23 protein-coding genes and 1 pseudogene are annotated in these 23,041 nt (G+C 70.0%); 16 read left to right on the plus strand and 8 right to left on the minus strand.

Annotated features, from left to right (window positions below; translation table 11 throughout):
• The first annotated feature begins 31 nt into the window (after positions 1 to 31).
• The 11 genes from IE317_RS23680 (at position 32) to IE317_RS23730 (ending at position 10,665) form a co-directional block, all read left to right on the plus strand.
• Positions 32 to 511, plus strand: coding sequence for a YqeB family protein (locus tag IE317_RS23680; protein WP_191313527.1), 480 nt, complete (start codon positions 32 to 34; stop codon positions 509 to 511).
• Positions 508 to 1,122 carry a TetR/AcrR family transcriptional regulator gene (locus tag IE317_RS23685; RefSeq protein WP_191313528.1) on the plus strand — a complete coding sequence of 205 codons (615 nt, stop codon included), beginning with the start codon at positions 508 to 510 and terminating at the stop codon, positions 1,120 to 1,122. The genes IE317_RS23680 and IE317_RS23685 overlap by 4 nt, the downstream gene beginning before the upstream one ends.
• Positions 1,123 to 1,140: 18 nt before the next feature.
• A complete protein-coding gene (locus tag IE317_RS23690; RefSeq protein WP_191313529.1) occupies positions 1,141 to 1,530 on the plus strand; it encodes a nucleotide exchange factor GrpE in 390 nt (129 codons plus the stop codon).
• The gene (locus IE317_RS23695) at positions 1,527 to 3,365 is read left to right on the plus strand and encodes a dynamin family protein (RefSeq protein ID WP_191313530.1); all 1,839 of its coding nucleotides are present in this window, start codon (positions 1,527 to 1,529) and stop codon (positions 3,363 to 3,365) included. The genes IE317_RS23690 and IE317_RS23695 overlap by 4 nt, the downstream gene beginning before the upstream one ends.
• A 101-nt stretch (positions 3,366 to 3,466) precedes the next feature.
• Entirely contained in the window at positions 3,467 to 4,168 is a 702-nt protein-coding gene (locus tag IE317_RS23700; protein WP_191313531.1) for a hypothetical protein, read from the plus strand.
• A gap of 349 nt (positions 4,169 to 4,517) precedes the next feature.
• Positions 4,518 to 6,341 (plus strand): phosphoenolpyruvate carboxykinase (GTP), encoded by a 1,824-nt coding sequence (locus IE317_RS23705; RefSeq protein WP_191313532.1) that lies wholly within the window; start codon positions 4,518 to 4,520, stop codon positions 6,339 to 6,341.
• Between the two features lie 87 nt (positions 6,342 to 6,428).
• Entirely contained in the window at positions 6,429 to 7,271 is an 843-nt protein-coding gene (locus IE317_RS23710) for a TIGR03621 family F420-dependent LLM class oxidoreductase (RefSeq protein ID WP_191313533.1), read from the plus strand.
• A 14-nt stretch (positions 7,272 to 7,285) separates the two neighbouring features.
• Positions 7,286 to 8,167: an LLM class F420-dependent oxidoreductase gene (locus tag IE317_RS23715; protein ID WP_191313534.1), complete on the plus strand. Its 882-nt coding sequence runs from the start codon at positions 7,286 to 7,288 to the stop codon at positions 8,165 to 8,167.
• Positions 8,164 to 8,769: an ABC transporter ATP-binding protein gene (locus IE317_RS23720; RefSeq protein WP_191313535.1), complete on the plus strand. Its 606-nt coding sequence runs from the start codon at positions 8,164 to 8,166 to the stop codon at positions 8,767 to 8,769. The genes IE317_RS23715 and IE317_RS23720 overlap by 4 nt, the downstream gene beginning before the upstream one ends.
• Positions 8,770 to 8,774: 5 nt before the next feature.
• The gene (locus IE317_RS23725) at positions 8,775 to 10,055 is read left to right on the plus strand and encodes a hypothetical protein (protein WP_191313536.1); all 1,281 of its coding nucleotides are present in this window, start codon (positions 8,775 to 8,777) and stop codon (positions 10,053 to 10,055) included.
• Between the two features lie 31 nt (positions 10,056 to 10,086).
• Positions 10,087 to 10,665 carry an EndoU domain-containing protein gene (locus IE317_RS23730; protein ID WP_191313537.1) on the plus strand — a complete coding sequence of 193 codons (579 nt, stop codon included), beginning with the start codon at positions 10,087 to 10,089 and terminating at the stop codon, positions 10,663 to 10,665.
• Here the strand turns inward: IE317_RS23730 and IE317_RS23735 are convergent.
• Both IE317_RS23735 and IE317_RS23740 read right to left on the minus strand, forming a co-directional pair.
• Entirely contained in the window at positions 10,662 to 10,934 is a 273-nt protein-coding gene (locus IE317_RS23735) for a helix-turn-helix domain-containing protein (protein WP_191313538.1), read from the minus strand. The two genes, IE317_RS23730 and IE317_RS23735, sit on opposite strands and share 4 nt — an antisense overlap.
• A gap of 114 nt (positions 10,935 to 11,048) precedes the next feature.
• Positions 11,049 to 12,668 (minus strand): alpha/beta hydrolase, encoded by a 1,620-nt coding sequence (locus IE317_RS23740; RefSeq protein ID WP_191313539.1) that lies wholly within the window; start codon positions 12,666 to 12,668, stop codon positions 11,049 to 11,051.
• 189 nt (positions 12,669 to 12,857) lie between these two features.
• On the opposite strand from IE317_RS23740, the gene IE317_RS23745 reads away from it, so the two are divergent.
• Together IE317_RS23745 and mctP are read left to right on the plus strand one after the other, a co-directional pair.
• Complete coding sequence (locus IE317_RS23745; protein ID WP_191313540.1) at positions 12,858 to 13,136, plus strand: DUF3311 domain-containing protein; 279 nt, start codon at positions 12,858 to 12,860, stop codon at positions 13,134 to 13,136.
• Positions 13,133 to 14,788: a monocarboxylate uptake permease MctP gene (gene mctP / locus IE317_RS23750; protein ID WP_191313541.1), complete on the plus strand. Its 1,656-nt coding sequence runs from the start codon at positions 13,133 to 13,135 to the stop codon at positions 14,786 to 14,788. The genes IE317_RS23745 and mctP overlap by 4 nt, the downstream gene beginning before the upstream one ends.
• On the opposite strand, the gene IE317_RS23755 is transcribed toward mctP, so the two are convergent.
• The gene (locus IE317_RS23755; protein WP_191313542.1) at positions 14,785 to 15,378 is read right to left on the minus strand and encodes a hypothetical protein; all 594 of its coding nucleotides are present in this window, start codon (positions 15,376 to 15,378) and stop codon (positions 14,785 to 14,787) included. The genes mctP and IE317_RS23755 overlap by 4 nt on opposite strands.
• A 210-nt stretch (positions 15,379 to 15,588) precedes the next feature.
• On the opposite strand from IE317_RS23755, the pseudogene IE317_RS23760 reads away from it, so the two are divergent.
• A pseudogene (locus IE317_RS23760) lies at positions 15,589 to 15,912 on the plus strand (peroxidase-related enzyme); the annotation flags it as partial.
• On the opposite strand, the gene IE317_RS23765 reads toward IE317_RS23760, so the two are convergent.
• The 4 genes from IE317_RS23765 to IE317_RS23780 all read right to left on the minus strand — a co-directional run bounded on the left by IE317_RS23765 (position 15,909) and on the right by IE317_RS23780 (position 19,553).
• Positions 15,909 to 16,838 (minus strand): bifunctional helix-turn-helix transcriptional regulator/GNAT family N-acetyltransferase, encoded by a 930-nt coding sequence (locus IE317_RS23765; protein WP_191313543.1) that lies wholly within the window; start codon positions 16,836 to 16,838, stop codon positions 15,909 to 15,911. The pseudogene IE317_RS23760 and the gene IE317_RS23765 overlap by 4 nt on opposite strands.
• Before the next feature lie 224 nt (positions 16,839 to 17,062).
• Complete coding sequence (locus tag IE317_RS23770; RefSeq protein ID WP_167344411.1) at positions 17,063 to 17,212, minus strand: hypothetical protein; 150 nt, start codon at positions 17,210 to 17,212, stop codon at positions 17,063 to 17,065.
• Between the two features lie 260 nt (positions 17,213 to 17,472).
• Positions 17,473 to 18,663: an ATP-binding protein gene (locus IE317_RS23775; RefSeq protein ID WP_003058004.1), complete on the minus strand. Its 1,191-nt coding sequence runs from the start codon at positions 18,661 to 18,663 to the stop codon at positions 17,473 to 17,475.
• 155 nt (positions 18,664 to 18,818) lie between these two features.
• Positions 18,819 to 19,553 carry a MerR family transcriptional regulator gene (locus tag IE317_RS23780; RefSeq protein ID WP_191313544.1) on the minus strand — a complete coding sequence of 245 codons (735 nt, stop codon included), beginning with the start codon at positions 19,551 to 19,553 and terminating at the stop codon, positions 18,819 to 18,821.
• Positions 19,554 to 19,731: 178 nt separating this feature from the next.
• Between IE317_RS23780 and IE317_RS23785 the strand changes: the two genes are divergently transcribed.
• On the plus strand, positions 19,732 to 20,271 hold the full coding sequence (locus tag IE317_RS23785) for a DoxX family membrane protein (protein WP_191313545.1): 540 nt from the start codon (positions 19,732 to 19,734) through the stop codon (positions 20,269 to 20,271).
• A gap of 51 nt (positions 20,272 to 20,322) precedes the next feature.
• Here IE317_RS23785 and IE317_RS23790 read toward each other — a convergent pair whose 3' ends face one another.
• Complete coding sequence (locus IE317_RS23790) at positions 20,323 to 21,612, minus strand: acetyl-CoA C-acetyltransferase (protein ID WP_191313546.1); 1,290 nt, start codon at positions 21,610 to 21,612, stop codon at positions 20,323 to 20,325.
• A gap of 93 nt (positions 21,613 to 21,705) precedes the next feature.
• Between IE317_RS23790 and IE317_RS23795 the strand changes: the two genes are divergently transcribed.
• The gene (locus IE317_RS23795; RefSeq protein WP_191313547.1) at positions 21,706 to 23,040 is read left to right on the plus strand and encodes a 3-oxoacyl-ACP reductase; all 1,335 of its coding nucleotides are present in this window, start codon (positions 21,706 to 21,708) and stop codon (positions 23,038 to 23,040) included.
• Position 23,041 lies beyond the last annotated feature (1 nt).

Genomic DNA, 23,041 nt, shown 5'->3' on the forward strand with positions numbered 1-23,041 from the left:
AAACCGAGCACGCGGTCTAATAATGGGCCGCATGGAGACGACCGTCGACGAGCCGTCGTGGCTGCGCACCGGGTCCTGGGTCGGCTGCCCGCTCATCGGGGGCGCGCTCGGCGTGGGGGTCTGGGCCGTCGCCGCCTGGGTGAGCGACCTGCCCGCCTTCCCGTTCCAGGGCGTGTTCAAGGTGCTCACGAAGCTGCCGCAGCCGTGGGCGACGCTGGCCGCGGTCGCCGGCGGGCTCGTGCTCGGCCTGGTGTTCGCCGCGATCTGGGCCCACGAGCGGCTGGTCGTCACGGTCTCGCCGACCCGGGTCACCCTGGTCCGCGGCGACAAGACCCGCCGCATCGAGGCCGACCTCGAAGCCGTCTACCTCGACGGCAAGGACCTCGTCCTGCGCACCACCGACGGCCGGGAGATCGCCCGGGAGAAGACGGACCTGCGCAACCACGAACTGGCGCCGGCCTTCGCCGAGCACGGCTACCCCTGGCACGACGAACCGCCGGTCGAACGATGAGGACCGTCGACCCGGCCAAGCACGCGGCCAAGCGCCGCGCGATCGTCGACGCCGCCGCCGGGTGCTTCGCCGAGAAGGGCTTCGAGCGGACGACGACGGCGGACATCTGCCGCGCCGCGGGCATCAGCTCCGGCAGCCTCTTCCACTACTTCCCCAGCAAGCGCGCGGTCTTCACGGCGATCTTCACCGACGACGCCGCCGAGACGGCCGAACGCCTCGAAGCCGCCGCGAAGGCCGACGACCCGCTCGCCGCCCTGCTCGACGTCGTCGCGGAGCTGGCCGGGCAGATCGCCCAGCCGGGGGTCGTCCGGATCGTGCTGGAAGCCGCCGCCCAGGCCGCCCGCGACGACGAGTTCGCCCAGCTCGTCCACCGCAACGACAGCGCACTGCGCGACGGCCTGGCGGTTCTGCTCGGGCGGGCCGTCGACGCCGGACTGATCGACCCGGGGGTGGAACCGCGCGCGGCCGCGGGCTGGGTCGCCGGGCTGATCGACGCGATGATCTCCCGGGCCAGCCTCGACCCCGGCCTCGATCTGCCCGCGGAACAGGCGATCCTCCGGACGATCCTGATCCGGTTCCTTCGCCCGGTTTCACCCCCGTCGGGCGGCTGAGTCCGCCAAACTGTCGGCATGGCGTGGTTTCGCAAGGAGGGAACCGACGGCGGCTCGCCCGCGTCGGACACCGATGTGCACCCCTTGCAGCAGCAGGTCACCGATCTTGAGCGGGCACTCGCGGATCGCCAGGCGCTGATCCAGATGTGCCTGTACGCGCTGGACCGCGCCCGCAGCGGCGGCGTCGTCGAACGCCTCGAGGAAGGCCTCGCCGCGATCGGCGTCCAGGCCCTGCGGCCCGACGGCGAGCGCTTCGACCCGGCCCGGCACGAAGCGGGCGGCGCGGTCCCGACCGAAGACCCGGCGCTCGACGGCATCGTCGCGGAAACCGAGGTCACCGGCTTCGCCGACCACGACCGCCTGCTGCGCGCCCCGATCGTCACCGTCTACGCGAAGAAGAACCCGTGAGCGCACCGACCGCGCCGAGCCTGCCCACGCAGGTCGCCGCGACCCGAGACCAGCTGCTGACCGTCGTCCGCGAAGCCGATCCGGCCGCCGCCAAGTGGGTCGAGGACATCCGGAAGGCCCGGCCGAAGAAGCCGGCCGTCGTGGTCGTCGGCGAGACGAACCGGGGGAAGAGCTCGCTGGTCAACGCGCTGCTCGCGATGCCGGGACTGTCGCCTGTGGACGCCGACGTGGCCACCGCGACCTACCTGGTGTTCGACCACGCGGACACCTGGGGCGCGCACGCCTGCTACCCCGGTCAGCTCGCCCCGGTGCCGATCGACCTCGGCCAGCTGATCCACTGGGTCTCCGCCGCGCACGAGCTGCCGCCCGGGCAGATCCCGCCGCGGTACGTCGAGGTCGCCGGACCGGTCCCGCTGCTCGAACGGCTTTCCCTGGTCGACACGCCGGGCGTCGGCGGCCTCGACTCGATGCACGGCGAGCTCGCCAAGGAAGCCGCCGCGGGGGCCACCGCGCTGCTGTTCGTGGTCGACGCCTCGGCGCCGTTCACCTCGACCGAGCTGCAGTTCCTGCGTGATGTCGGCGAGCGCGTCGAGACCGTCGTCTTCGCGCTGACCAAGGTGGACATGTTCCGCGGCTGGCGCGAGGTCATGGAGGCCGACAAGCAGCTGCTGCGCGAGCACGCGCCCCGCTTCGCCGACGCGGTGTTCCACCCGGTGTCGGCGCGGCTGTTCGAGACCGCGGCGAAAGCGCCCAACGAGCAGATGGCCGCGATGCTGCGGGAGAAGTCCGGGGTCGCGGCGATCCAGACGGCGTTGCAGGAGCTGCTCGTCGGCCGCTCGGCGATGCTCGGCGAGGCGAACACGCTGCGCGCGCTGTCCAGTGCGCTGGGCGAGCTCAAGGCGAAGCTGCAGGCCGAGAGCCGGGCGCTGTCCGCGGGCGAGGCCGAGGCCGAGCAGCTGCGGGACCGCCGCGACAAGCTGCAGGCCGAACGCCGGAGCTCGACCCGCGGCTGGCAGCTGAAGCTGCGCGGCGAGGTCCAGCGCACTCGCGTCGAGGTCGGCCACGAGAGCAGCCGGCAGATGCGGGACGCGCAGACCCACTTCCGCCAGCTGATCGACGCGGCCAAGCGCGACGAGCTGGCCGCGCTGCCCCAGCAGGTCGACATCGCGCTGCAGACGACGTCGCAGCGGATCTCGATGCTGCTCGCGCAGCGCCTGAACCAGGTCACCAACGTCTCGCTCTCGGAGCTGTTCTCGCCGGAAGAGCTGGACGTCATCCGCGCGCAGTTCGCCCGGGCGGGCGGCCCGCCGGTGGTGCTGCGCCCGCCGGACAAGAAGCCGCCGACGGCCGAGGACAAGCTGCTGGTCTTCATGGGCATTTCCGGCGGTGTCGGGGCCGGCAAGGTGGCTGCGCTGCCGCTGGCCGGCGTGGCGATCCTCAACCCGGTCGTGCTGCCCGCGACGATCATCATCGGCCTGGGCGCCGGCTGGTGGATGGCCCGCACGCGCAAGCACGCGGCCGACAAGCAGCACATGAAGCAGTGGCTGGTCGAGGCCATCGCGGACGCGCGCTCGACGCTCGACCAGCTCGTCGCCGAGCAGCTCATCGAGGCGGAGCAGCAGCTGTCGATGGCCCTGGACGAGGCACTGGGCCGGCGCATCGACGCGATCGAGGCGGAACTCAAGGAAGTCGACAAGACGATCAAGATGGGCGCGCAGGAGCGGGCCAAGAAGATCGCGATCGTGTCGAAGCGGCTCAAGGAGGTCAGCGACGGCCGTGAGCGGGCCGAAGCCTTCCTGACGCGGATCCGGGCGTTGCGGGACAAAACCGCCTGAGCACCGGTCCGGTTGTGAAGCGGAACCGAACGGGCCTACGGTGAGTCATACCCTCAGACAGCAGGTCGGAGCGTGTTACCCGGTTCGAAGGGGGAAGTCCCATGTGGGTCGACGAGAGCGGCGGCAGCGACACCGACGCGAGCAGCCCGGACGCGATGACCGTCCACGTCGACGGCCAGGAGTACCAGGCCGAGGTCAACTACGACGTGAACGAAGACGGGGTGAACGACACCGCGATCATCGAGCACGAAGACGGCTCGGCCCAGGCCTTCATCGACACGAACCACGACGGCGAGGCCGACCACTACGCCGTGCTGGACGAGAACGGGAAGGTCGTCGAGCAGGCGGTCTACGACGAGGCCAGCGGCCAGTGGGTCCACGATGGCGGCTCCGGCGGCCACGACGACTCCGGCACCGGCCGTGACGACAGCTCGGGCGGGCACATCCACGCCGACCTGCCGGAGGGCGAGGTCGACGCGGGGGTCGCGACCATCGACACCGACCACGACGGCCACAACGACACCGTCATCGTCGAGACGAAGAGCGGCGGCACCATCGCCTTCACCGACAAGGACGGCGACGGCGAAGCGGACATCGCGGTGCAGACCGAGTCCGACGGCACGACCACGACGTTCGAGCACTCCGGCCCCGGCCAGTGGACCGAAGTCTCCAGTGGACTGATGGACTCGGGAGCCGAAGGCGATCCGGCCGCCGACGCCGCTTGGGGCGAGGCCGGCACGCAGACGCTGGAAGGCGTCGCGCGCATCGACTCCGGCACCGGGCAGTGGATTTCGCCGAACTGAAAGTGACCCAGGTCATAGTTTGAAAGCCCGAGGCTCCGGCCTCGGGCTTTCTTCATGTCTTCAATGAAAACGACCAGGTCACGGCTGTGTCGCGCACCACCGGAAGATTTTCCGCGAATGCACCGATCAAGTGACATCTGAATCGATTCCCTTATCGTTCTTGTGAGAGAACCTACACGTCAGCTCTCGGTTACTCGCCGGTCATGCGGCTACTCTCAAGGAATCCCAAATCGCGCACACCGGTTCGCCAGCCGGTGCGCGAAGCCATTCGGTCGCCGGCAATGACGCCCGCACCGGGACAACGTCGTTCCGGTGCGGGCGCATTTGTCGTCGGAAGTCAGGAGTAGAGATGACCGCAGTCGCCATCCCCGGACTGGACACCGCGCCGACGACGCACACCGGCGTGCTGTCCTTCGTCCGGGAGGTCGCCGAACTGACCACCCCGGACCGCGTGGTGTGGGTCGACGGGTCAGACGAAGAAGCCGCCCGGATCAACCAGGAACTGGTCGAGGCCGGCACGTTCGTGCAGCTCAAGTCCAAGCCGAACTCCTTCTGGGCCACTTCCGACCCGAACGACGTCGCCCGCGTCGAAGACCGGACCTTCATCTGCTCGGAGCGTCCGGAGGACGCCGGTCCGACCAACAACTGGAAGGACCCGGCCGAGATGAAGGCCACCATGACCGAGCTGTTCCGCGGCTCGATGCGCGGCCGCACGATGTACGTCATCCCGTTCTGCATGGGCCCGCTCGGCGACGACAATCCCAAGCTGGGTATCGAAATCACGGATTTCGCCTACGTCGTCGCTTCGATGCGCGTGATGACCCGCGCCGGCAAGGCCGCGCTCGAGAAGTTCATTGCCCCGGACGGCAGCGAGCGCGAATTCGTGCCCGCGCTGCACTCGGTGGGCAAGCCGCTCGAACCGGGCGAGCAGGACGTTTCCTGGCCCTGCAACGAAACGAAGTACATTTCGCACTTCCCCGAGGAGCGCGCGATCTGGAGCTACGGCTCGGGGTACGGCGGCAACTCCTTGCTGGGCAAGAAGTGCTACTCGCTGCGCATCGCCTCGGTGATGGCGCGTGACGAGGGCTGGCTCGCCGAGCACATGCTGATCCTCAAGCTGATCTCGCCCGAGGACAAGGTCCACTACGTCGCGGCCGCGTTCCCGAGCGCCTGCGGCAAGACCAACCTCGCCATGCTGCAGCCGACCATCCCGGGCTGGCGCGCCGAGACCCTGGGCGACGACATCGCCTGGATGCGCTTCGGCGAGGACGGCCGCCTGTACGCGGTGAACCCCGAGTTCGGATTCTTCGGCGTCGCGCCGGGCACGGACTGGCACACCAACCCGAACGCCATGCGCACGATCGAGAAGGGCAACACGGTCTTCACGAACGTCGCCCTGACCGACGACGGCGACATCTGGTGGGAGGGCATGGAGAACCAGCCCGAGCACGCCACTTCGTGGAAGCACCAGGACTGGACGCCGGACTCGGACGAGAAGGCCGCCCACCCGAACTCGCGCTACTGCACGCCAATGTCGCAGTGCCCGATCCTCGCGCCGGAGTGGGACGACCCGAAGGGCGTGCCGATCTCGGCGATCCTGTTCGGTGGCCGCCGCAAGACGACGGTCCCGCTGGTCAACGAGGCCCGCGACTGGCAGCACGGCGTGTTCATGGGCGCCACCATGTCCTCGGAGACCACCGCCGCGGCGGCCGGCGCGGTCGGCAACGTCCGCCGCGACCCGATGGCGATGCTGCCGTTCCTCGGCTACCACGCCGGTGACTACTTCAAGCACTGGCTGAACCTGGGCAAGAACGCCGACGCGAACAAGCTGCCGAAGATCTTCTACGTCAACTGGTTCCGCCGTGGCGACGACGGCCGCTTCCTGTGGCCGGGCTTCGGCGAGAACTCGCGGATCCTGAAGTGGGTCATCGAGCGCGTCGAGGGCAAGGGCAACGCCGTCGAGACGCCGGTCGGCTTCGTGCCGCGCGCCGAGGACCTCGACACCGAGGGCCTGACCGAGCCGCTCGAGGACATCCAGGCCGCCCTGGACGTCAAGCCCGAGGAGTGGCGCGAAGAGCTGCCGCTGATCGAGGAGTGGTTCGAGAAGATCGGCGACAAGGTCCCCACGTCGCTGCGTGACGAGCTCGACGCGCTGGCCCAGCGCCTCGCCTGAGCGGTCTGCCGCACCTGGTCGTGGGTGAGAAACAGTGTTCTGACGCTGTTTCTCACTCACGACTCTTTTCCCGGTAGCTTCGCGGGCATGAGACCGTTCCGGTTCGGCGTCGCCATGTACGTGCCCGGCTCACGGGCCGAGTGGATGGCGAAGTGCCGCCAGGCCGAGGACCTCGGCTACGACGTCGTCGGCGTGGTCGACCACCTCGGCCGGGTCGCGCCGATCCCCGCGCTGCTGCTCGCCGCCGAGGCCACCGAGCGGATTCGGCTCAACACCTACGTCCTCAACGCGAGCTTCCACAACCCGGTGCTCCTGGCCCGCGACCTCGCCGCGCTCGACGAGTTCACCGGCGGCCGCGTGGAGATCGGCATCGGCGCCGGGTACGTCCAGGCGGAGTTCGACGCCGCCGGGATCGACTGGGGCACGCCCGGCCGCCGGTTCCAGCGGCTCGTCGACGTGGTCACCGAGGTCGAGCGCGCGTTCACCGGCCGGCCGCGGCCGCCGCTGCTGCTCGGCGGCCGCGGTGACCGGATGCTGACCTTCGCCGCCGCGCACGCCGACACCATCGCCCTCACCGGCACCGCGCCCGGCGCGGCCGAGGGGCGGCTGGCCCTGGCCGGTTCCGCCGCGCTGGCCGACCGCGCCGGTTTCGTGAAGCAGGTGCTCGACGGCCGGGACGCCGAGGTGAACCTGATGGTCCACTTCGTCCGGATCACCGACGACCGCCGGGCGGCCCTGGAGGAGGCCCACGAACTCGTGCCGCACCTCGGCGTCGAGGAACTCGGCGCGCTGGCCACGGTCCTCGCCGGCTCGGCGGAAGCCGTGGCCGAGCAACTGCTGCGCACCCGCGAAACCCTCGGCGCGAGCTACTTCACGGTGCTCGAAGACGACCTGACCAGGCTCGCCCCGGTGATCGAAAAGCTCCGGTGAGTACCTTGGTCGGCATGACTGGGGATTTTCGCTTCGGGATCAACATGGTCGTGCCGGACAGCCGCGCCGCCTGGACCGAAAAGTGCCGCCGGGCCGAGGAACTCGGCTACGACGTCCTGTCCGCGGCCGACCACCTGGGCATGGCGCCGCCCTTCCCGGCGCTCGTGCTGGCCGGCGAGGTCACCTCGCGCGTCCAGCTGAACACCTTCGTGCTCAACACGCCCTTCTACAACCCGGTGCTGCTCGCCCGGGACGTCACGGGCACCGACCAGTTCACCGGCGGGCGGCTGGAGCTGGGCCTCGGCGCCGGCTACGTCAAGGAGGAGTTCGAGGCCGCCGGGATGCCGTTCCCGTCCGCCCGCGAGCGCGTCGACCACCTCGAGCGGACGATCACCGAGCTCAAGCGGCTGTACGCCGATCCGGAGCACAAGCCCGCGCCCACACGTCCCGAAGGGCCGCCGCTGCTGCTCGGCGGCCGCGGCGACCGGGTACTGACGCTGGCCGCCGAGCACGCCGACATCATCGGCTTCACCGGGACCACCAAGACCCCCGACGGTGCGCCCCTGGCCGCGGCGGCCCCCGAAGAGGTCGACGAGCGCGTGGCGTTCGTGCGGGCCAAGCTCGGCGACCGCGCGTCTTCGGTCGAGTTCAACCTGCTCTGCCAGTTCGTGAAGATCACGAACGACCGCGCGGCCGGCCTGGCCGAGCTGGAGCAGCTCGTGGGCGGCCGACTGAGCGCCGCGGAGATCGGCGAGCTCCCGGTCGCCCTCGTCGGCACGGCCGCGCAGGTGGCCGACCAGCTGCGGGGCCACCGCGAGCGGTTCGGGTTCAGCTACTTCACGATCCTGGAGCCGTTCCTCGACGAGTTCGCCCCGGTCCTCGAGCACCTCCGGTGATCGACGCGAAGGCGCTCGGCGTCCGGGCCGGCGAGCTGTGGCTGTTCGACGACCTGGACTTCTCCGTCGACCCCGGCGAGTGCGCCGCGATCGTCGGGCCCAACGGAGTCGGCAAGTCGACCCTGCTGCGCTGCTTCTACGGCATGCAGAAGCCGCAGCGGGGCCGCGTGCTGGTCGACGGCACGGCGCCGGACGAGCGGGACGTCGAGTTCCGGCGCAAGGTGTCGGTGCTCTTCGACGACTCCGACTTCTTCGCCGAGTTGACCCCGGTGCAGCACCTGGAACTCCTCGCCGGTTCGTTCGGCGCCGACCTGGGCGACCACGAGGAACTGCTGCGCGACGCGGGTCTCGGCGAACGCATGCGCGTGACGTCCGGGCACTTCTCCGCCGGCCAGCGCCGACGCCTGCTGCTGCTCGGCGTCACCGCGCGCCCGCACCGGGTGCTCCTGCTCGACGAGCCGGAACGCGCGCTGGACACCGCGGGCAAGGAGTGGCTGGTCGAGCTGATCGCCCGGTCGACGGCGGCCGGCGCGGCGGTCGTGGTGGCCACCCACCACCCGCCGCTGCTGGAAGCCGCCGACAGCGTGCTCGAACTGTGGTGACCGCTTTGACGACACGGACGCCGAGGCGGATGCGGATCCCGGGCCGCAAGCGGTTCGGCGGGATCTTCAGCGGCGACACCGCGACCTTCGTGCTCCTGTTCGGCTTCGGGTTCCTGTTCACCGCCTTCTTCCACGTCGACGGCTGGCGGCCCGCGCTCTACGGCTCGTCCACTCCGGCCTTCCCGGCCGTGCTCGGGCTGCTGACGCTCTGCTGCGCGGTCGGCTGGCGCGGGCTGCTGCGCCGCGGCTTCGCCTGGGTCGAGCCGGCGGAGCTGACCTGGCTCGACTTCGCCCCGGTGGACCGCGGCCGCGTCGTCACGCTGCGGCTGCTCGGCGCGTGGACGGGCGTGGTCGCGGTGACCGGCTACCTCGCCGCGCTGCTGCTCGCCGTCGGCGGCGCCGGGCTGGAGCAGTGGCGCGCGGCGGTCGCGATCGTCGTCGCGACCGGGGCGGCGGCCTTCGCTTCGGCTCGGCGCACGTCACTGCGGTTCGACGCGCTGGGCCCGCTGGTGCTCGCGGTCCTCGGCCTGGGGTTCGCCGCGCTCGGCCTCGGGCCCGCCACCGTCCAGTTCATGGCGGCCGGCGTGCTGGTCGCGGCGCTCCCGCTGGCCTTCGGCGGCGAACCGGTGTCGCGCGCGGGCCGGGCGGCGCTGCTCGCCGGGTGGGACGGCCGGGTGCTGCGATCGGTCGCCGTCACCTTCCTCGACCCGATGATGCTGCTCCCGCCGTCCACGCCGGTCGGCGGGATTTCGCTGCGCCGCCCGACGCCGTTGCGGCTGGCCTGGGCGGGCACGCTCGGCCGGTCGCGGTACGCGGGCGCGGCGCTGCTGGTCGGTCTCGCGGTCGTCGTCGCCCACATCGCCGTACCCACGGTGCCGGGCGCGGTCCTGGTCGGCGTCGGCGCGTACGTCGCGCTGACGCCGTTCGCCGGCGGCCTCGGCGAGCTCTGGCGCAACCCGGGCCGTCGCCGGTGGCTCGGCTCGGGGGACCGCACGCTCGTCCTGGCCCACGGCCTGGTGCTCGCCGGAGTGGGTTTTCTTTGGGCGACAGCGCTCCTCGTGGTCACCCTCGCGGGTGGGACGTCGTTCGCCGTGGGCGCGTGGCTCGCCGTGCCGCTGTCGGTGCTCTCGATCCTGCGCACGGTCACCCGCACCGCCGTTGACTACGCGAATCCCGGGTTCACCGACACCCCGATGGGCCCGATGCCCGCCAACCTCGTCCGCCAGCTCTTCCGCGGTCTCGACCTCCAGGTCGTCGGCATCGTTCTGCTCGCCGCTGCCGTTTGACCTACTCTCGTTGCGACGAAGGGAGCAGCGAGTGGGCGGCGGGCACGCACCGGGCGTCGGGCGCAGGGCGACCAGCGAGTTCCCGGCCGGCTGGACCGACGAGCAGATCATCTCCGTGGTCAAGGACGTCGCCAACGACCCCAGCGAGGCTCGGCGGCAGCAGCGCAACGGCCGGTGGCGCTGTGCCGGCGAACGGTTCAACGTCCACTTGATCGTCTTGGTCGAGGACGACGGGCACGTGCACACCGCCTACCCGGTGGCCGGGCCGGGCGTGATCCGCAACCCGGACACCGCGCGGGACCCGGCGAACCCGACGGTCGCCGACCTCAAGGGCAACCGGATCAGCTTCTTCGCCGACAGCGTGCTGACCATGATCGGCAACCGGCTCTCCCCGGAGGACTACACGCACTACCGGACGCTGCTGTGGGCCGGCGAGTGGGAGGAGCTGGCCGACGTGCTGGCCGCCCACGCCTACCGGGTCGGCTTCGGCTTCTCCGCCGACGAGTTTTCGGACTTCGAGAAGCTGCTCAACAGCTACGACCTGCCGGTGCCCGGGTGCGCGTTCCTCAACGACCGCGAGCACATCCTCAAGCAGCTGCGGCCGCTCTAACTGGCCTGGGACAGCGGGGGTGACGCGGCGGGCGTGACGGCCGCGCGCAGCTCGTCCAGCGGCAGGCCGACGGCGTCGGCGATGGCCGCGACCGTGAAGAACGCCGGCGTCGGGATGCGGCCGGTTTCGATCTTCCGCAGCGTCTCGACCGAGATCCCGGCCTCCGCGGCGACGTCGACCATGCTCCGGCCGGCCCGCGCCGCCCGCAGTGCCTGGCCGAGGCGTTCGCCTCGCTCGCGCTCTTCATCCGTCAGTGGGACTCGTACCATGAACGGCATTCTAATACCGGTAGTTGTCCACCGGTTGTGGATAACTCTGTGCACAGGTGTGGAAAAGGCCCCGCCGAGCTTCCGCTCGACGGGGCCCCACCACATCTAGTGCCTTCAGGCGCCCGCGGGCACCGGAAGTGGCATGCCGGGCAGGCTCTGGTCGTTCGGCACCACGCCGTCGACGAGGTAGGCCTCCACGACCTTGTCCACACCCGCGTTGCCGCCGGCGTAGATGCCGTGGTCACCCTCGCCGGTGATGGTCAGCATCCGCGAACCCGCGAACGCCTTGTGTGCGCGGCGCGCACCCTCGATCGGCGTCGCCGGGTCGTGCTCCGACTCGACGATCAGCACCGGCGGGACACCCTTGCCGTCCAGCACGGGCAGCGGGGACGGCGGCTTCTTCCAGAACAGGCACGGCTGGATGAACCAGCCGGCCCCCAGGAGCGGCAGCTGCTGGTCGATCAGCTTCTGCGAGTCCCGGATGGCGCTGTTGGGCGAGCCGGTCCACGGACCCTCGTTGCACGGGATGGTCCAGAAGCTGGCGTCGTAGGCGTCGCCGTCGGCCGGCACCATCAGCGGCTGCGGGCCGTAGGTGACGGTGCTCTTGTCGGCGACCTTGGCCTTCTGCGCGGCCGAGGACTTGGCCGCCGCCGAGGCGGTGCCCTGGGTCAGCGTGCGGACGCTGACCAGGTAGTCGGCCAGGCCCGGGAAGGCGCGCTTCGAGTAGATCTGCGACGCGATGAACGAGTCCAGGCCGTTGGCCGAGACGGTCGAGCCGTCGGGCAGGGTGACCGCGCCCTGGGTCAGGGCGTAGCGGACCTGCTCGTAGGTCTGGCGGGCGGCCTCGCCGGTGGTGCCGAAGTGGTAGAGGTTGTCGTACTTCGCCATCCACGGCAGGAAGTCCTGGCGCCAGCGGCGCTCGAAGCCGAGCGGCTGCCAGTCGAACGACTTCTGCCAGGTCGTGGTGAACTCGGTGGCCGAGTCGAGCACGAACCGGCCGGTGCGGGTCGGGTAGGCCTGCGCGTAGTGCGCGCCCATCCAGGTGCCCGCCGAGTAGCCGACCCAGTTGATCTTGTCGCGGCCGAGCAGCACGCGCAGCAGGTCGATGTCCTTGACCGTCTGGTCGGTGTTGATCAGCGGGCCCAGCTCGCCGGACTTCTGCTGGCAGGACAGCGCCGCGTACTTCGTCGCCTGCAGGATCAGGTTCAGGTTGCCGCGGTCGCGGTCACGCGGGTCCAGGTCCGACCCGGTGCCGATGGCGCCGCCACAGGTGATGTTGGTGCTCTTGCCGGTGCCGCGCGGGTCGAAGCCGACGATTTCCTGGTGCTCGCGCAGCTTCGGCTGGTTGCGCAGCCGGGCCGGGAAGTTGCGGCCGGGCGCGCCCGGGCCACCGGGGTTGGTGACGACGCTGGCGGTCGCGTCCTTGGTCGCCTTCAGGCGGCTGACCGCGATGGTCAGGTCGATCTGGGCGTTCGCCTGGTACCAGTTGCGCGGGGTCTTGTAGGTCGCGCACTCCATGTCCTCGGCGCCCGCGGGCGGAGCCGTCGGCAGCTCGGAGGGGACCGCGCACTTGTGCCAGTCCAGCTTCTGGTTCGCGTACTGCGCCGGGATGTTCGTGGAGTTCAGCGGCTGCTTACCGGCCGCGATCTCCTGCCCTGCGAACGCAGGAGTGAACCCGGCCAGCAGGGTGCCGGCGACGGCCGGGATCACCACCGCGTAGCGGAGTCGTGTCATACAGTTGCCCCTTTTGGGTTTTGCGCGTGCGGAGTCGGCCTATTGATATAGGCCCCACTGGGGCAGGGCAACCGACGTTGGTCGGCATCGCGGACCGTGGCGATCAAATCGATATCGGACAAGCGTGACTCGCTGTCACTGAGGTCTTAAGGTCAGGCGGTCGGTTACGGGAGTGTTAGGTGAGGTCCGATGTCGACTGCGAAGCACGACGGAAAGGTGCGCGGGTTCCAGTTCAGCCCGTGGAACCTGCTCCTGATCGTCCCGCTGCTGGTCCTGGTCACGCCACTGTTCAACATGGACGGTCCGCGGTTGTTCGGGATGCCGTTCTTCTACTGGTTCCAGTTCCTCATGGTCGGCGTCGGGGTGCTGAGCACCTGGATCGTCTACCTGATGACGCGGGACAAGCCGACCGCTGACGCGCCGGACAAGCTGAGCGTCGAGGACCTGGACGAGGGGGACGCTCGATGAGCAACCTGCAGTGGCCCGAGCTGATCATCTTCACGGTCCTGTTCGCCCTGGTCACCGTGCTCGGCTTCATGGCGTCACGCTGGCAGCGCGGCAGCACCCTGGACCACCTGGACGAATGGGGCCTCGGCGGCCGCAAGTTCGGCTCGTGGATCACCTGGTTCCTGCTCGGCGGTGACCTCTACACGGCGTACACGTTCGTCGCGGTGCCCGCGCTGGTGTTCAGCGCCGGCGCGCTCGGCCTCTACGCGCTGCCGTACACGATCGTCGTCTACCCGATCGTCCTGCTGCCGGCGCTGCGGATGTGGTCGGTTTCGCGGGTCCGCGGCTACGTCACCCCGGCCGACTTCGTGCGCGGCCGCTTCGGCTCGCCGATCCTCGCGCTGCTGGTGGCGATCACCGGCATCGTCGCGACCATGCCGTACATCGCGCTGCAGCTGGTCGGCCTCGAAGCCGTGCTGCGGACGATGGGCATCAACGGCGGCGGCATCGTCGGGCACCTGCCGCTGCTGGTCGCCTTCGTCATCCTGGCCTTCTACACCTACCAGTCCGGCCTGCGGGCGCCCGCGCTGATCGCGTTCGTCAAGGACATCCTGATCTACATCGTGATCCTGGTGGCGATCATCTACCTGCCCTCGAAGCTCGGTGGCTGGTCGCACATCTTCGACGCGGCGGCGAAGAAGCTCGGCACGCCGAACCCGACCACCGGCAAGCCGGCCGGGTCGATCCTGCTCACGGCCAACAACCAGCTGCAGTACGCGACGCTGGCACTGGGCTCGGCGCTCGCGCTGTTCCTGTACCCGCACTCGCTGACCAGCGTGCTGGCCTCGCGCGGCCGCAGCGTGATCAAGCGGAACATGGTCGCGCTGCCGGCGTACTCGCTGGTGCTCGGCCTGCTGGCGCTGCTCGGCTACGTGGCGATCACGGCCGGGGTCAAGCCGCTGACGAACGCGGCCACCGGCAAGGCGGACGGCAACACGATCGTCCCGGTCCTGTTCGACAACCAGTTCTCGTCCTGGTTCGCCGGCATCGCGTTCGCCGCGATCGGCATCGGCGCCCTGGTCCCGGCCGCGATCATGTCGATCGCCGCGGCCAACCTGTGGACCAGGAACATCTACAAGGAGTACATCCGCAAGAACGCGACCCCGCAGGAAGAGGCGAAGCAGGCGAAGCTGGCTTCGCTGGTCGTGAAGCTCGGCGCGGTCGCCGTGATCATCCTGATCGACCCGCAGTTCTCGATCGACCTCCAGCTCATCGGCGGCGTGCTGATCCTGCAGACGCTGCCGGCCGTGGCGCTCGCGTTGTACACGCGCTGGTTCCACCGCTGGGGCCTGATCGCGGGCTGGGTCGTCGGCATCGGCTGGGGCCTGATCATGCTGTACGGCATCCCCAACCCGGCCAACGGCAAGCTGCACTTCGGCGGCTCGGCGCTGGCCCTGGGCAACATGTCGATTTTCGGCTGGCACCCGTTCGCCGGTTCACTGGTCCAGATCTACGTCGGCTTCGTGGCCCTGATCGCGAACCTGCTGGTGGCGGCGATCGTCACGGTGATCGCCCGGCAGATGAAGGTCTTCAACGGCACCGACGACACCGAGCCCGAGGACTACCACACCGACGAGCACGACAAGAACCTCCGCCCGATCGGCGTCCACTAACGACGGATGGCCGCGCGGGAAACGAGGTAGAGCACCAGCCCGTTGAGCAGGTGCCAGAGGAAGTGCGTGCCGGCCGGGACGTAGTCGCACACGTCCCGGTCGAGCGCGCGCAAGCTCAGTGAGAGGGCGAAAACCGCGCCCGCCACGGCGAAGTGCGTCCAGCGCGGGTCGCGCCGGAAGGCGAGGATCGCGGCGAAGGTGAACAGCCCGATCAGGGCGGACAGGTACAGCCCGCCACCCAGCAGAGCAGTGACGACGGTGAGCGCGAGGAACGCGGGCGGCCCGAGCCACCACAGCCGCCACCCGAAGAAAAGACGCGGGAACAAACCGGCGTACACCAGCACGAACACGAGAATGCTCACCGAGTCCGCGACCGCGGCCCAGCGCGTCGCGAGCAGGTGAAAAGTGGTGCTGGCGACGAAGATCAGCCCGATCAGCCCGGCCAGCAACCGCCCGGCGCGCCCACCGTCGGCCAGCCGCCAAACCAGCACGGCGGCGACGAGAAAGGCCAGGTTGCTGAGACTGTTGAGCGGCTCGCCCCAGAGCCCGGGCCCGACGCGTTCGCAGTACCCGTCGACGTAGTCCGTCACGCGCCCACTCAACCACGACTAGCTGGGTATGAGCGCCGAGGTGAGCCGGCTGTCCACATTCCCGGCCGGGTGTGGACAACCGGTCCGCACATCCCACGAACCGCAGCTTTCGTCGGTATCCGCCGATAAGCTGGACAAGGGCACGCCCCCTAGGGAGGGCGGGGGCTGCGTACCGCGAGGTCGGTGGCTTGCCTCTGCGTTGTGCGGCGAGCTGCTCGTCGCGCCAACCACTGCACGTACTGCGTCGTCGCGCACGGCGCCATCCTGCGCATCCGCGCCAAGGACCCCGAGCTGGCCGATCGCGTGTTGAGCAACCTGTGGCAAGTCGAGCTGGCGAGCGCGGCCGCGCGATCATCGAGCTGGCCCTCGCGCGCTCGCCCAACTCAAGCCGCGCGCAACGCCGGCCTCACCGAGGACGAGATCTGGGACGTCGGCGCGATCACGGCGTTGTTCGCGATGTCGAACCGGCTCGCTCACCTGACCGCGCTCCGCCCGAACCCGGAGTTCTTCCTGCTCGGCCGGACGCCCCGCTAGAACTCCAGGCGCCAGGTCTCGTCGGTGAGCTTCGGCCCCCAGTCGTCGAAGTCCTTCTCGCCGACGAGCTCGAACCCGGCCGCCCGGTAGATCGACCGCGCGGCATCGAGGATCGACACCGTCGACAGCTCCATCGCGCGGTAGCCGTGCGCCCGGGCGAACGTCACGCACTCGGTCACCAGCCGCTTGCCGACGCCGTGGCCGCGGGCCGACGGCTCGAGCAGCAGCAGCCGGAGCTTCGCGGTGTCCGCGTCCGGCCCGCGGCCGCAGCCGATGCTGCCCACCCGCTCGCCGTCGAGCTCGGCGATCCAGAACGCCTGCCGCGGGTTGTCGCTGTTGTCCAGGAAGTCCGCGGCGAGCCGGGCGACGAGCGCCTCGAAGGGGGCGCCGAAGCCGTACTCGCGGGCGTACAACGCGCCGTGTCGTTCCACCACCCAACCGAGGTCACCCGGTCGTGGCGGGCGGAGCACGAGGGCCGGGTCGCGACGGCGGTCGCCGACGAGGTCGCCGATCGTGCGCATCGCGGCCAGCAGGCGCTGCTGGTCTTCGTCGGCGAAGCGGCGCAAGAGCCCGCCGATCTGGTCGGTGGAACGGCGGTTCAGCACCGCGAACGCGTCCCGGCCCGCCGCGGTCGGGCGCACGAGCTGTCGGCGGGCGTCCTCGTCGGACCGTTCGCGCACGATCAGCCCGCGGGACTCGAGACGCGCGAGCAGCCTGCTGGCGTAACCGGCGTCGAGGTCGAGGCGCTTCCGCAGGTCGGTCACCGGAAGCGGGTCCTGGTGGGCGAGTTCGAAGAGGACCCGGGCTTCGGGCAGCGAGTACTCGGCGTCCGCCGGACCTTCGTCGAGCACGCCGATGACCCCGGTGTAGAGCCGGTTGAAGGCGCGGACCGCGGCGACCCGGTCGGCCAGCTGAGCGTCATTCATTGACCACCTCAACAAGTTCGTTGACGAAGTCAAAGATTACTGCAGAAGGCTCCCGCGGCAAGGGAAATACCGGGAAAATGGGAAACCCCGCGATGCTGCCAGGTCGGGGGTCCGCCAGCATCACGGGGTCGTACTGGGTATCGACGCCTCTCCGGGCGGCGTTACACCATGAGCACGATGTGGCCTAGGTCACTCGAATGGGCGACCGCCACGGGGTGAAGAGATCAGCGCATGTAGCCGGAGCGGGCCTGCGCGATCGCGATGAGTTCCTGACGGACCGTCGCGGTGGCGGCGGTGTCGATCGCCCGGTTCAGCGCCCGGCGAGTGCGAGCCTCGGCGCGACGGGCACGGAGCTTGGCGGCGATGTTGTTCATCGGTTTCTGCATCCCCTTCGAGGGTCTTGGTGGCTTGTAGGTCTAGTATGCACCTTTTTTCACAAGGACGCCAATGAATATCCGGTGATCTGGCGCACTGGCCGATGAATCATCGGCAAACTTGGGTATGGGCCGGAGAGATCCGGGGTGTCGGCGGTCACGGCGAAGCAACCCGCTAGCGACATCTAAGGTTATCTAGCAGAAAAACTATAAACACTTAGCGACGCTCATAGACCGCGAGACAGCCGGAAAAGCCCAGGTCAGTCGCGGCCGAGCAGGTAGTGGCCGAAGTGCGGCACGGTGAAGGCGATCTGTCCCCGCTCGGCGGAGTACACGAGGCCCTTCTTCATGAGGCTGTCGCGCGCCGGCGACAACGACGACGGCTTGCGCCCGAGGAACACGGCGACGTCGGCGGTGCCGGCGGGCTCGTCCCGGCCCTGCGTCAGCGACGCCATCGCCTGCAGGTACTCCCGCTCGGCCGGCGTCGCGCGTTCGTAGCGCGACCCGAAGAAGCCGACCGCCAGCTCCGACTCCGCCTCGGGCGCCGCGACCTGGACGTCCTTGACCGTGATCGGGTCGGACGGCGCCGCGTCCCAGGCCGCCTTGCCGTAGGCCTGGATGAAGTACGGGTAGCCGCCGGACGCGTCGAAGAGCGCGTCGAGGGCTTCCGGCTCGATGCCGGCGTCCTCCCGCTCGATCGGCGCCATCACGGCGAAATCGGCGTCCTCGCGGCTGAGCCGGTCGATGCGCGCGTAGCGGAAGAGCCGCTCGGAGTAGGACTTCGACGCGGAAAGAACGGCGGGCACGTGCGGCAGCCCGGCTCCGACGACGACGAGCGGCGCACCGGACTGGGACAGCTCGTGGCAGGCCGCGCACAACGCCGAGACGTCGTCTGGCTGCAGGTCCTGGATTTCGTCGATGAGCAGCGCGACGCCGGTGCCCACGTCCGCGGCCAGTTCGGCGACGTCGGTGAACAGCTCGACGAGGTCGATCTCGATGTCCCCGGAGTCCGCGCGCCCCTGCGCGGCGGGCACGTCGATGCCCGGCTGCCACCGGTCGCGCAGCTTGGCGTCGGGCTTGTTGGCTCGCAGCGCGAACGCCTTGAGCACCCCGAGCACCTCTTCGACCCGGTCCGGCGCCCGGTGCCGCACGGCGAGGTCCCGGATCGCCCGGTGCAGCGCGGCCGACAGTGGCCGCCGCAGCTCGGCGTCCGGCCGGGCTTCGATCTTGCCCGCCCCCCACTTGTGCCGCACGGCCATCGCCCGCAGCTCCCCGAGCAGGACGGTCTTCCCGACTCCGCGCAGGCCGGTGAGCACGAGACTGCGTTCGGGTCTCCCCCGGGCCACCCGCTCCAGCACCACTTCGAAGGCTTTGAGCTCACGCTCACGCCCGGCCAGCTCGGGCGGCCGCTGCCCGGCGCCCGGCGCGAAGGGGTTGCGGATGGGGTCCACTCTGCCAAGCTATCGGCGTTTCTAGGGTGAGCCCGATATTCCGCCATAGACGGTTAGCGCGTGTCGCCGAGGTTCGACCGGATGGCCGTACATAGAGACGAACAGGTCTGCAGCCCTGCTCGTCCCTACCCCCAGTGCGCCCTTACGACGCACCACTAGCCGTTCAGGTTCCGTTCCGCGTAGATCTTCATCGCGTCCCGGACGAATTCCGCTCCTTCGCCTTCGAACCCGTAGCGCGGGTCGTCGACGTACAGCTGGCCGAGGCCCGCGAAGTGCCCCACGGACACCGACGAGACCGCCGGTCGCAGCCACTCGTGCAGCCGCCGCGTGATCGCCTGGACCTCGTCGGAGTCCGGAGCGAGTCCGGACGTCCGGGCCGCGCCGAACGCCGCCGCGATGTCCCGCTGCTCCTGCTGGTGGGCCTCCTTCTCCGCCGCGGAGAGCGAGCTCCACCACTGGTCACCGCGCCGATACGCGTCAGCGCCCCAGCGGCGCGTGACCTCCTCCTCGTAGCGCGTGTGGTCGAAGCCGTCGAAGACTTCTTCTGCCATCAGTCGTTCACCTCCCTTCAGTTTCCGGAGGGTCGTGCGGACCGACTCGATCTGCCGTCCGATCCGCCGCTGCTCCTCTTCGAGCAGCTCCAGGTGGGTTTCGAGCGCCGCGGCGCTGTCGCGCTGCCCGTCGAGCACCTCGGCGATGGCCGGCAGCCCGAGCCCGAGCTCGCGCAGCAGCAGGATCCGCTGCAGCCGGACGAGCGCCTGCTCGTCGTAGTAGCGGTAGCCGTTGCCGCCGATCCGGCTGGGCTCGAGCAGGCCGACCGCGCCGTAGTGGCGCAGCGTCCGGCTCGTGGTCCCCGCCGAGCGGGCGATGTCCTGGATCGACCACTCCATGACGTCGACGATAGAAGTTGACGCTGCGTCAAGGTCAACCGCTAAAGGCTTATAGCACTCTCTAGCGTTACGACTATAAAGCGGGAGAAAGCCCGATGAGGATTCGAGCACGGGCCGAGCGGGCATCCACGGAGTAGGTTCGACCAGGCAGTGGCCCGTACGAGGAAGGCAAACGACCGTGATACTCCGTCGAGTGGCACGTCCCCTGCTCGCCACGATCTTCGTGACGGGCGGAATCAATGCGCTGAGGCAGGCCGAAGGGCACGCGAAGGCGGCGGAACCGTTCCTCAACAGCACGCTGGAGAAGTTCGGTGACAAACTCCCGGAGCAGATCCCGCGGGACCCGGTGACGCTCGTCCGGATCGACGCCGCGGTGAAGGTCGGCGCCGGTCTCGCCCTGGCGGCCGGCAAGGCACCGCGGCTCGCGGCCGGGCTGCTGCTCGGCAGCTTGGTGCCGACGACGCTCGCGACGCACAGCTTCTGGGCCATCAAGGACCCGGGCGAGAAGCAGCAGCAGCAGATCCAGTTCTTCAAGAACGCGAGCCTGGCCGGCGGCCTGCTGCTCGCGGTCGCGGACACGCACGGGAAGCCGTCGGCGGCTTGGCGCGCGAAGCACGCCGCGAAGGACGTCGGCGTCGCGGCCGGCAAGCTGAGCCGCAAGGCCGAGAAGCGGGCGAACAAGCTCGCGAAGCGGGCCCAGAAGGCCCTCCCCAACTAGAACGCGAGAAGGGCCGCCCCTCACGAGGGGCGGCCCTTCTGCGCGTGAAAGCTACTTCTCCAGGATCGCGGTGACGCCCTGGCCGCCGGCCGCGCAGATCGAGATCAGGCCGCGGCCGGACCCCTTCTCGTGCAGCAGCTTGGCCAGCGTTGCGACGATCCGGCCGCCGGTCGCGGCGAACGGGTGCCCGGCCGCCAGCGACGAGCCGTTGACGTTCAGCTTCGCCCGGTCGATCGCGCCCAGCGGCTCGTCCAGCTCCAGCTTCTCCTTGGCGAACACCGGGTCCTCCCACGCCTTGAGCGTGGCCAGCACCTGCGACGCGAACGCCTCGTGGATCTCGTAGAAGTCGAAGTCCTGCAGGGACAGCCCGGCGCGCGCGAGCATCCGGGGCACGGCGTAGGCGGGCGCCATCAGCAGGCCCTCGTCCCCGTGGACGTAGTCGACGGCCGCGGTCTGCGAGAACGTCAGGTACGCCAGCACCGGCAGCTTGTGCGCCTTCGCCCACTCGTCGGTGGCGAGCAGGACCGTCGACGCGCCGTCGGTCAGCGGCGTCGAGTTGCCCGCCGTCATCGTGCCGTCCGGGCCGCCGAAGGCCGGCTTGAGCTTGGCGAGCTTCTCCGCCGTCGAGTCCGGCCGCAGGTTCTGGTCGCGCGCCAGCTTCAGGAACGGCGTCACGAGGTCGTCGAAGAACCCGCGCTCGTAGGCGGCGGCGAGCTTCTGGTGGCTGCTCGCGGCCAGTTCGTCCTGCGCCTCGCGGGTGATCTCCCAAACCTTCGCCGTGAGCGCGGCGTGCTCGCCCATCGACAGCCCGGTGCGCGGCTCCTCGTTGCGCGGGATCGCCGGGACGATGTGCCCGGGGCGGATCTTCGCGACGAGCTTGAGGCGGTCGCCGAGCGTCTTCGCGGCGTTGAGCTGGATGAGGATCTGGCGCAGGTCCTCGTTGACGGCGAGCGGCGCGTCGCTGGTGGTGTCGACACCGCCGGCGATGGCCGAGTCGATCTGGCCGAGCGCGATCTTGTTGGCGACGTTGACGATCGCCTGCAGGCCGGTGCCGCACGCCATCTGGACGTCGGACGCCGGTGTCGCGGGCGAGAGCTTGCTGCCCAGCACGCTCTCGCGGGCCAGGTTGAAGTCCTTCGAGTGCTTGAGCACGGCGCCGGCCGCGACCTCGCCGATCACCTCGCCCTGCAGCGAGAAGCGGCTGACCAGGCCGTCGAGGGCGGCGGTGAACATGTCCTGGTTCGACGCCTTCGCGTACGGACCGTTCGACCGCGCGAAGGGGATCCGGTTGCCCCCGATGATCGCGACCTTGCGCACGGCGGGTGTCTTCTTCGGCGGCATGAACTTCACCTCTCTGGTCGGCTCCTGCACACTGTAACCTACTCAGGAGTAGGTTAGACTGCGGCGTGACGCAGACGGCACGGGAGGCAACCGATGGCTGACAGGTACCAGCAGTTCACGAAAACCCCGTTGGGGAAGTTCGTGGTGCCGAAGCTCGGCCTGCCGAATCCCGCGACGCTGCGCCGGTACCGGCCCGGGCAGCCCGCCCTCGAGGGTCCCGCACTTCTCGGCGCCGCGCCCGGCGGACGGCTGGAGAAGACCCTGCGCGACCAGCTGGCCGACGCGGGCATCGAGGTGATCGCCACCCCGGCCGACCGGCACGCGGCGCTGGTCTTCGACGCCACCGGCGTCACCGACCCCGCGCGCCTGCGCGAGGTCTACGACTTCTTCCACCCGGTGATCCGCAGCGTCGGCCCGTCCGGCCGGGTCGTCGTGCTGGGCACGCCGCCGGAGCAGGTCGAAGGCCGCGAGCGGATCGCCCAGCGCGCGCTCGAAGGGTTCATCCGTTCGGTGGGCAAGGAGCTGAAGCGCGGCGCGACCGCCCAGCTGGTGTACGTCGCTGACGGCGCCGAAGAGGCCACGGAGTCGACGCTGCGCTTCCTGCTCTCGGCGAAGTCGGCGTTCGTCGACGCGCAGGTGATCCGGATCGGCACCGAGGGCAAGACGGCGTCTCCGCCCGCGAACTGGGAGAAGCCCCTCGAGGGCAAGGTCGCGCTGGTCACCGGCGCGTCCCGCGGCATCGGCGCGGCGATCGCCGAGGTGCTGGCCCGCGACGGCGCGCACGTCGTCGCGCTCGACATCCCCGCCCAGGGCGGCGACCTGTCGAAGGTGGCCAACCAGGTCGGCGGGTCATCGCTGCAGCTCGACATCACTTCGCCGAGCGCGCCCGCGAAGCTCGCGGAGTACCTGAAGGAGCGGCACGGCGGCGTCGACATCGTCGTGCACAACGCCGGGATCACCCGCGACAAGACGCTGGGGAACATGAGCGAGAGCGCCTGGGACTCGGTGATCGCGGTGAACCTGGCCTCGCAGCTCGCGGTGAACGACAAGCTGCTCGGGGACCGCGTCTTGAACGAGAACGGGCGGATCATCGGCGTCTCGTCGATCGCGGGCATCGCCGGCAACGTCGGCCAGACGAACTACGCGACGTCGAAGGCGGGTGTGATCGGCATGGTGAACGTCGGCGCGCCGCAGCTGGCGGCGTACGGCGGCACGATCAACGCCGTCGCGCCCGGGTTCATCGAGACCAAGATGACGGCCGCGGTGCCGCTGTTCATCCGCGAGGCCGGCCGTCGGCTGTCCAGCCTCGGCCAGGGCGGGCTGCCGGTCGACGTCGCCGAGACGATCGCCTGGTACGCGAACCCGGCGTCCGCCGCGGTGAACGGCAACGTGGTCCGCGTCTGCGGCCAGGCCCTGCTGGGGGCGTGAC

The organism is Amycolatopsis bullii, assembly GCF_014654205.1.
Classification (GTDB): domain Bacteria; phylum Actinomycetota; class Actinomycetes; order Mycobacteriales; family Pseudonocardiaceae; genus Amycolatopsis; species Amycolatopsis plumensis.

Bases quoted from the DNA above. Each gene is read 5' to 3' on its own strand.
- IE317_RS23790 (WP_191313546.1), bottom strand. From the start codon at position 21,612: ATGCCGCCGAAGAAGACACCCGCCGTGCGCAAGGTCGCGATCATCGGG.
- IE317_RS23690 (WP_191313529.1), top strand. From the start codon at position 1,141: ATGGCGTGGTTTCGCAAGGAGGGAACCGACGGCGGCTCGCCCGCGTCG.
- IE317_RS23680 (WP_191313527.1), top strand. From the start codon at position 32: ATGGAGACGACCGTCGACGAGCCGTCGTGGCTGCGCACCGGGTCCTGG.
- IE317_RS23700 (WP_191313531.1), top strand. From the start codon at position 3,467: ATGTGGGTCGACGAGAGCGGCGGCAGCGACACCGACGCGAGCAGCCCG.
- IE317_RS23715 (WP_191313534.1), top strand. From the start codon at position 7,286: ATGACTGGGGATTTTCGCTTCGGGATCAACATGGTCGTGCCGGACAGC.
- IE317_RS23795 (WP_191313547.1), top strand. From the start codon at position 21,706: ATGGCTGACAGGTACCAGCAGTTCACGAAAACCCCGTTGGGGAAGTTC.
- IE317_RS23735 (WP_191313538.1), bottom strand. From the start codon at position 10,934: ATGGTACGAGTCCCACTGACGGATGAAGAGCGCGAGCGAGGCGAACGC.
- IE317_RS23780 (WP_191313544.1), bottom strand. From the start codon at position 19,553: ATGGAGTGGTCGATCCAGGACATCGCCCGCTCGGCGGGGACCACGAGC.
- IE317_RS23745 (WP_191313540.1), top strand. From the start codon at position 12,858: ATGTCGACTGCGAAGCACGACGGAAAGGTGCGCGGGTTCCAGTTCAGC.
- IE317_RS23740 (WP_191313539.1), bottom strand. From the start codon at position 12,668: ATGACACGACTCCGCTACGCGGTGGTGATCCCGGCCGTCGCCGGCACC.
- IE317_RS23710 (WP_191313533.1), top strand. From the start codon at position 6,429: ATGAGACCGTTCCGGTTCGGCGTCGCCATGTACGTGCCCGGCTCACGG.
- IE317_RS23770 (WP_167344411.1), bottom strand. From the start codon at position 17,212: ATGAACAACATCGCCGCCAAGCTCCGTGCCCGTCGCGCCGAGGCTCGC.
- IE317_RS23765 (WP_191313543.1), bottom strand. From the start codon at position 16,838: ATGAATGACGCTCAGCTGGCCGACCGGGTCGCCGCGGTCCGCGCCTTC.
- mctP (WP_191313541.1), top strand. From the start codon at position 13,133: ATGAGCAACCTGCAGTGGCCCGAGCTGATCATCTTCACGGTCCTGTTC.
- IE317_RS23705 (WP_191313532.1), top strand. From the start codon at position 4,518: ATGACCGCAGTCGCCATCCCCGGACTGGACACCGCGCCGACGACGCAC.
- IE317_RS23685 (WP_191313528.1), top strand. From the start codon at position 508: ATGAGGACCGTCGACCCGGCCAAGCACGCGGCCAAGCGCCGCGCGATC.